Origin of the sequence: Mesorhizobium sp. M0968 (genome assembly GCF_040319065.1) — a bacterium.
GTDB lineage: Bacteria > Pseudomonadota > Alphaproteobacteria > Rhizobiales > Rhizobiaceae > Mesorhizobium.
This window is the reverse complement of record NZ_JAMYNL010000098.1, coordinates 1-630: the sequence shown is the minus strand read 5'-3', so window position 1 is coordinate 630 and position 630 is coordinate 1. Positions and strand designations below refer to the sequence as shown.

Sequence of the window (630 nt, the reverse complement as noted above, 5' to 3'; positions counted from 1 at the left end):
GGAACGCAGTACATCACCTTTGCCGCTTCAACATCTCTGGCGGCACATTGGCTGGCGCCTCAGCTCTATGACTTCCAGGAAGAACATCCCGACATCCGGATCAAGGTGGTCGCCACCGATCGCGACATCGACCCGGATCACGAGGTCGATGTCACAGTGTGGGTGCGACCTCGGGATTTTGACAGGGCCAACAGCTGGTTCGTTTGCGACGAGATCATCTTTCCCGTCTGCTCACCCGCCTATCTTCTGTCGCATCCCGCTCCACAGGCCGTCGACGATCTCGTCCACCATCAGTTGATCCATTCATCGGATGCTTATCGCAAGCGCATGGACTGGTCCGAGTGGGTTGAGGCCGCGGGTGGCGATGCGAGCGGGATCAAGCCTAACATTGTCTTCAACGACTCCCAGTTGACGCTTCAAGCGGCCCTGGCCGGCGAAGGAATAGCATTGGGCTGGTCCCTTACGGCCCAGCAACTCGTCAAGAACCGCCTTCTGGTCAGGCCGCTCCCAACCGAGATCCAGACCGAGCGAGCATTCTTCCTGCTGGCCAGCGACGACGTCAGCAGGAACAAGCGATGCAAGATATTGGTCGACTGGTTCCTCGCCCAGTCCGAAGAACTCCGCCAGTGA

1 protein-coding gene is annotated in these 630 nt (G+C 58.9%); it reads left to right on the top strand.

Annotation, left to right across the window (positions count from 1 at the left end):
* The coding region (locus tag NKH67_RS34055) for a LysR substrate-binding domain-containing protein (RefSeq protein WP_353033116.1) at nucleotides 1-630 on the top strand (630 nt) is incomplete at its 5' end.